Source organism: Spirillospora sp. NPDC049024 (assembly GCF_040649235.1).
In the GTDB taxonomy this organism is placed as follows: domain Bacteria; phylum Actinomycetota; class Actinomycetes; order Streptosporangiales; family Streptosporangiaceae; genus Spirillospora.
The window spans coordinates 22,370-28,728 of record NZ_JBEZFD010000046.1 but is presented as its reverse complement, the minus strand read 5'-3'; the positions used below and the strand labels follow the sequence as shown (position 1 = coordinate 28,728).

Below are 6,359 nucleotides of genomic sequence, written 5' to 3'. Positions count from 1 at the left end.
TCGGCCTTGGCCACCGCGCCGTCCGCCTTCACTTCAGTTCTCGTCACCAGGTGTCACTCCTTGATCAGGAGTTACACCGAAAACCGTACAGTCCCCGCCCCAGCTTCGACGACTACCGGGTTCAGGAGGCGAGAGCCATAGGCGTACGAGCCGTTGCAGCTCAGTTGGTCCCTGGCCTTCTCCAGGTGGAGGCCTATGCGCGAGGCATCATGGACCGAAACGAGCCGGCCGAAACCCTCGACGGTCGTGTCGCGGTACGGATGGAAAGGCAAGAGATCTTCCATCGCGAGAACCCTCCGGAAGCGATGTTCGTCCTGGACGAATCCGCACTTCGGAGGCCGGTCGGGGGCTCAAAGGTCATGGTGGAGCAGATCGACCACCTCGTCGATATGACTCAGCGGCCCAACGTCCAGGTACTTGTCATGCCCTTCGACAGGATCACGCCGCTTGCACTGGGCGGCGGCTTCATCCTGCTCAGCTTCGCACGAGATTCCGACCTCATGTACACCGAGGCAGGTCACGTCAGCCAACTCATCGGGGACAAGGACGTGCTCTTCAAAGCCGGAGTACATTTCAATCTGGTAATGGGGGAAGCTCTCAGCCAAGCTGAGTCCATCGAGTTCATGCTTCGAGTGCGCGAGGGGTATCTGTGATGCATTCAGAACAGGCGGGCCTCCTGTGGCGGAAGAGCAGCCATAGTGACGGCACTGGAGGCGAATGCGTTGAAGTTGCCGCAACCCCAGGACGGCTGCTGATACGAGACTCCAAGGACCCCAACGGTCCACACCTGGATCTGTCCCGGGCGGCGGCGTATGCCCTGATGAGCCGACTGCGCGGCGAGAAGTTGTGAACCGCCGAGATCGACGTGATCTGCGGTGGCGGAAGAGCAGTTACAGCGGTGGGACGGGCGGTGAGTGTGTGGAGGTTGCCGCTGGGGCGGGGTGTGTTCTGGTTCGGGACTCCAAGGATCCGGACGGACCCTGCCTGGGGTTGACTCCGGCGGCTGCGCGTGAGCTCGTGGGGCGACTGCGGGGCGCGTAGTTCGGGGCTTCGGGTGGCCGTGTTGGGAGCGTCTGCCCTGCCGTTCAGTGGAGCAGGGTCAGGACGCGGGTTGCTTGGTGCGTCAGGAGTTCGGGTGGGGCTTCCTGGGGTGGAGTGCGGCGCAGGATGGCCACCAGCCAGAACGTGGCCAGGAGGCGTCGGGACTCTTGTAGGCGTGCCGCTTGGGCGGGGGATAGGTCGAAGCGGTCGAGGATCTGGGTGGCGTCGATGACGCCCGGGGCGGCTAGGGAGATGTGCTCGACGGCTTCGGCTAGTTCGTAGGGCTGGTCGCTGCGGCCGGAGTGCTCGAAGTCCACGATGCCCACCGTCTGGCCGTTCCAGAGGTAGTTGGCCAGGTTGCCGTCGCCTGTGCCTAGCACCGGCTCGTGTTCCTCGGCTGCGAACGCGTCCAGCGCTGGGCGTCGTATCCATGCGGACGCCTCGTCGAACGCCTCCTCGACCGTCCGGTCGGATGTCGGCCTGGGGAGCATGGGGAACGCTAGACGGAGATCGGTGAGCATTTCCGCTTGGGACCCTGCTCGTGGCGGGAGTGTTGTGAGGTGGTCGCGGGGGATTGCTCGCTGCATCGCCTTGATGGCGTCCGCCATGGCCTCTACCTGCGCGGTGGTCACCGGGGGAGTCAGAGGAGTGCCGGCGAGCCTCGTCATCGTCACGCGGGCGGGCTCGGTCGCCAGCTCGGCGGTTATGGGGGACGGTGCCAGGCCGGGGGCGTAGTCGGTGAGCAGCGTCAGCGCTCGCCATTCCCGCTTCGCCGCATCGCGACTCCCGGGCCGGTACGTCTTGACCACGACTCGGGGGTGCATCTGAACGTCGTGTGTGCTGGCCAGGCTCATCCGATCCCTTCGGGCGGGGTGCCTTCCCCCCCGCATCCTGCCGTGCCGGACGCCAGACGGGGGCCGCTATTGGACGATCACCGTGTTCTGGGAGGCCTGCTTGTCCTCGGTCCAGCCGTCGTGGCCGGCGTCGGACTTCCAGTGCTTGCCGGCGTAGCGGATCTCGGTGAGGCCGTAGGCCTGGGCGTGGGTCACGGCCCAGCTCGCCACCGCCCAGCCTGAGCGGGGGTTCGTCACCTGCACCGCGTTCCACGATTTCGGGTCGGACGGGGAGCCCGCCTTGAGGGGGCCGGGGCCGCCGACCTTCAGGCGGCTGCCGAAGGCGCGGCGCATCTCGCGGAGGGCCTCCGGGCGGCGGGACGTGGTCTTCTTGTCGGGCGGGTACCAGCAGCGGGCGGTGGCGGGCTCACGGCCGGTGAAGGCCGTCGCGAGGAGCTTGCCGTCGGGCTCGTGCTGGGCGTAGGCGCGGCCGTCGGCGCTGCGCTGGACCTTCTGCGCCGCGTCGTGCAGGTCGCGGTCGAGGTAGTCCTTGACCTTGACGAGCGCGTCGAAGAACTTGCTGGTGGACTGGACGGGGTCGCGGAGCTTGTCGGGCGTGCCCCAGCCCTGTGACGGCCGCTGCTGGAACATGCCGACCGAGTCGCGGTCGCCGCCCGGCAGGTTGTGGATGTGCGACTCCTGGATCGCGGTCGCGTAGGCGATGACGACGGCGCGCTCGGGGAGCTGCTTGCGGAACGCGACGGCGGCGATGGTGGCGGCGTTCGCGCCCTGCTCCAGGTCGAGCGGCATCTTGCCCAGGGACGTCTGCACCTCGCAGCCCGAGCCGTGCAGGTAGGGCCGCGCCCGCTGGAAGGCCACATAGGCGCCCACGCCCACCAGCAGCACGACGGCGGACAGGGCCGCAGCCCAGCGGGCACCGCGCCGGCCGCGCCCGCCGCCCGCCCCCTCCTCGGGGCGCGCCTTCAACCTCGCCCAAACAGCCACGCGAAGACAGTACTGGCAGATGGCCACCAGTAAGCTCAGGAGGCATGACCGAAACGTTCACCAGCCCGATCTCCGGCGGCATCGACGAGCTGTGGGAGCGGCGCGCCGAGCTGAGCCCGGACGACGCCGACGCGCGTGAGGCCATCGTGGCCGCCGTCGACCAGATCGACACCGGCGAGGCCCGCGTCGCGCAGATCGACCCCGCGACCGACGAGGTGGTCGTCGACGAGCGGGCCAAGCGGGCCATCCTGCTGAGCTTCAAGGTCCTCGGCATGGCGCGCTCCCAGGTGGGCGACTTCCGTTACCACGACCGCATCCCGCTGAAGACGCGCCTGGACGGCGTGCGCGTCGTCCCGGGCGCCATCGCGCGCTGGGGCGCCTACCTCGCGCCGGGTGTCGTCCTCATGCCGTCTTTCACCAACATCGGCGCCTATGTCGACTCCGGGACGATGGTCGACACCTGGGCCACCGTCGGGTCGTGCGCGCAGGTCGGCAAGAACGTCCACCTGTCGGGCGGCGTGGGCATCGGCGGCGTGCTGGAGCCCCCGAACGCCAAGCCGGTGATCATCGAGGACGAGGCGATGATCGGCAGCCGGTCCATGATCGTCGAGGGGGCGCGGGTGGGGCGCGGCGCCGTCGTCGGGTCCGGGACGAACCTGTCGGCGTCCATGCCGGTCATCGACGTCGAGACCGGCGAGGAGATCAGCCGCGGGCGCATCCCCGACTGGTGCGTCGCCGTCGGCGGCACCCGCTACAAGGAGTTCAAGGGCGGCACGTTCGGCCTGCCGGCGGTGCTCATCCTCAAGCGGCTGGAGGAGGGGCAGCGCCACGACAAGGCGTCCCTCAACGACATCCTCCGCGACCACGGCATCAATACCTGAGCGGCACCTGGTTGACCTTGAGGGGACGGTCGGTGAGGACGGCGGCCGCGGCCGCGTAGCCGGGGCCCGCGTCCAGGTCGGCGAGGCGGACGGGAGAGACCGCCGCCTCGCCCTCCCACGCGACGACCTCGGGCGGCTCGTCCGGGCCGGAGACGTGGATCGCGGTCATCGAGGCGGCCAGCCCGTGGCCCGTCGCCTTCAGAAGGGCCTCTTTCCGGCTCCAGTAGGCGTGGAAGCCGCGTTTCCGGTCGTCCATGGCCCGCAGCACCTCGCCCTCGGCGTCGGTGAGGACCATCCTGGCGAGGCTGTTGATGTCGCGGTCGCTCTCCTGCTCCACGTCCGCCCCGACCTCGGCGCCCTCCACCAGGACGAGCAGGACGCGGTCCCCGGAGTGGGAGAGCGAGAAGTCCAGATCGCTGCCGGGCAGGCGGGGCTTGCCGTGCGAGCCGCCGCAGTGGGAGCAGACGGTGGTGAAGCGGAGGTCGCGCGGAGGCCTGCCGGTGGCCTCGGCGAGGACCGTGCGCGCGAGCCACCGGCCGGTGACGAACCGGGCCTTGTCCTCGGCGCGCATGAAGCGCTCATAGCGGGCGCGCTCCCCCTCGTCCAGGAGGTCGCGCATCCGGGGGTCGTCGTCGGGACGCGCCCAGTGGACGGCGCACTCCAGTACGGGCATCTCCACGAACGCGATGATAGATAACCTTCGAGCATGGGGCTTGATCTCTTCTCTGACGTCGCGGACCTGACGGCGGCCGTCGTCGACATCGAGTCGGTGAGCGGCGGGGAGGAATCCCTGGCCGGCGCCGTCGAGGAGGCGCTGCGGGCGCTGCCGCACCTGGTGGTGGAGCGCGTCGGCAACAACGTCGTCGCGCGCACGGACCTCGGACGCGCCGAGCGGGTCGTCCTGGCGGGGCATCTCGACACCGTCCCGCTGAACGGCAACCTCCCGTCCCGCGTGGAGGGGGACCGCCTCTACGGCTGCGGCACCACCGACATGAAGAGCGGCGTCGCGGTCGCGCTGCGGCTCGCCGCGACCGTCGCCGAACCCACCCGCGACATCACCTACGTCTTCTACGACTGCGAGGAGGTCGAGGCCGAGCGCAACGGGCTGCGGCACCTCGCGGCGTCCCGGCCCGACCTGCTCGCGGGCGACTTCGCCGTGCTGATGGAGCCCACCGGCGGGCTGATCGAGGGCGGCTGCCAGGGCACGATGCGCGTCGAGGTCACCGCGACGGGGGAGCGGGCGCACAGCGCGCGCGCCTGGATGGGGTCCAACGCGATCCACTCGGCCGGGGCGATCCTGGACGTCCTGCGCGCCTACGAGCCGTCCCGGCCGATTGTGGACGGCCTGGAGTACCACGAGGGCCTGAACGCGGTGTTCATCTCGGGCGGCGTCGCCGGGAACGTCATCCCGGACGAGTGCGTCGTCACCGTGAACTACCGGTTCGCGCCCGACAAGTCCCTCGCCGACGCGGAGGCGTACCTTCGGGAAACCTTCGCGGGCTTCCAGGTGACGGTGACCGACGCCGCACCCGCCGCCCGGCCAGGGCTGACCCACCCGGCCGCCGCCGCGTTCGCCGCGGCGAGCGGCGCCGAGGTCCGCGCCAAGCTCGGCTGGACCGACGTCGCCCGCTTCGCCGAACTCGGCGTCCCGGCGGTCAACTACGGCCCCGGCGAGCCCACCCTCGCGCACACCCGGGACGAGTACGTCGAGATCCCTCTCATCGGCGAGTGCGAGCAACGTATGCGCATGTGGCTGGAGGGTCCCATTACCGTGGCTCCATGACACTGGATGTGAATTCCCGCTCGCGGCGCCAGGGCCCGGCCATGCTCCGGGGACGCGCCGTCCCTCCGACGACGACCGACCAGCGGCTCCTCGACAGCCGGGGCCCGGTCGACTGGGTCCACGCCGACCCCTGGCGGGTGCTGCGGATCCAGGCGGAGTTCGTCGAGGGCTTCGGCCTCCTCGCCGAGCTGCCGAAGGCCGTCAGCGTCTTCGGCAGCGCCCGCACCAAGCCGGACTCCCCGGAGTACGGGCTCGCCGTCGACATCGGCGCCCGCCTGCACGAGGCCGGCTACGCCGTCATCACCGGCGGCGGTCCGGGGATCATGGAGGCGGCCAACAAGGGCTGCGACGAGAACGGCGGCCTGTCGGTCGGCCTCGGCATCGAGCTGCCGTTCGAGCAGAAGCTCAACGACCACCTCGACATCGGCCTGGAGTTCCGGTACTTCTTCGTCCGCAAGACGATGTTCGTGAAGTACTCGCAGGCGTTCGTCGTCCTGCCGGGCGGCTTCGGGACGCTGGACGAGCTGTTCGAGGCGATCACCCTCGTCCAGACCAAGAAGATCACCCGCTTCCCGATCGTCCTGGTCGGCACCCGGTTCTGGGGCGGCCTGCTCGACTGGATCAAGGAGTCGATGCTGACCTCCGGCAAGATCTCGCCGCAGGACATCGACCTGTTCCACCTCACCGACGACCCGGAGGAGGTCGTCAAGATCATCATCGAGGGCCACACCCGCGCCGAGCAGGAGATCATCGAGTCCCGCGCCGCGGCCGAGGCGGCCGAGACCGGCGGGGAGTAGCTCCGCGCCGTGGACCTGC

General features: G+C 69.7%; 9 protein-coding genes. 6 read left to right on the top strand and 3 right to left on the bottom strand.

What is annotated here, in order from left to right; all coding sequences use genetic code 11:
• The 3 genes from AB0C21_RS42700 to AB0C21_RS42690 all read left to right on the top strand — a co-directional run.
• A partial coding sequence (locus AB0C21_RS42700) for a DUF5753 domain-containing protein (RefSeq protein WP_500212186.1) occupies positions 1-653 on the top strand: 653 nt, incomplete at its 5' end.
• Positions 653-850 (top strand): DUF397 domain-containing protein, encoded by a 198-nt coding sequence (locus AB0C21_RS42695; protein ID WP_500212184.1) that lies wholly within the window; start codon positions 653-655, stop codon positions 848-850. The genes AB0C21_RS42700 and AB0C21_RS42695, both read left to right, overlap by 1 nt.
• Positions 847-1,041, top strand: coding sequence for a DUF397 domain-containing protein (locus AB0C21_RS42690; protein WP_500212182.1), 195 nt, complete (start codon positions 847-849; stop codon positions 1,039-1,041). Before AB0C21_RS42695 ends, AB0C21_RS42690 begins: the two co-directional genes overlap by 4 nt.
• Positions 1,042-1,085: 44 nt before the next feature.
• On the opposite strand, the gene AB0C21_RS42685 is transcribed toward AB0C21_RS42690, so the two are convergent.
• The gene (locus AB0C21_RS42685; RefSeq protein ID WP_500212180.1) at positions 1,086-1,865 is read right to left on the bottom strand and encodes a phosphotransferase; all 780 of its coding nucleotides are present in this window, start codon (positions 1,863-1,865) and stop codon (positions 1,086-1,088) included.
• A 96-nt stretch (positions 1,866-1,961) separates the two neighbouring features.
• Entirely contained in the window at positions 1,962-2,879 is a 918-nt protein-coding gene (locus AB0C21_RS42680) for a hypothetical protein (protein ID WP_500212179.1), read from the bottom strand.
• 44 nt (positions 2,880-2,923) lie between these two features.
• On the opposite strand from AB0C21_RS42680, the gene AB0C21_RS42675 reads away from it, so the two are divergent.
• On the top strand, positions 2,924-3,760 hold the full coding sequence (locus AB0C21_RS42675) for a 2,3,4,5-tetrahydropyridine-2,6-dicarboxylate N-succinyltransferase (RefSeq protein WP_149263399.1): 837 nt from the start codon (positions 2,924-2,926) through the stop codon (positions 3,758-3,760).
• Here AB0C21_RS42675 and AB0C21_RS42670 read toward each other — a convergent pair.
• On the bottom strand, positions 3,750-4,433 hold the full coding sequence (locus tag AB0C21_RS42670) for a 4'-phosphopantetheinyl transferase family protein (RefSeq protein WP_500212188.1): 684 nt from the start codon (positions 4,431-4,433) through the stop codon (positions 3,750-3,752). The genes AB0C21_RS42675 and AB0C21_RS42670 overlap by 11 nt on opposite strands.
• 33 nt (positions 4,434-4,466) lie before the next feature.
• On the opposite strand from AB0C21_RS42670, the gene dapE reads away from it, so the two are divergent.
• Together dapE and AB0C21_RS42660 are read left to right on the top strand one after the other, a co-directional pair.
• Positions 4,467-5,543 carry a succinyl-diaminopimelate desuccinylase gene (gene dapE, locus AB0C21_RS42665; RefSeq protein WP_500212177.1) on the top strand — a complete coding sequence of 359 codons (1,077 nt, stop codon included), beginning with the start codon at positions 4,467-4,469 and terminating at the stop codon, positions 5,541-5,543.
• On the top strand, positions 5,540-6,340 hold the full coding sequence (locus AB0C21_RS42660) for an LOG family protein (protein WP_149263402.1): 801 nt from the start codon (positions 5,540-5,542) through the stop codon (positions 6,338-6,340). The genes dapE and AB0C21_RS42660 overlap by 4 nt, the downstream gene beginning before the upstream one ends.
• Positions 6,341-6,359 lie beyond the last annotated feature (19 nt).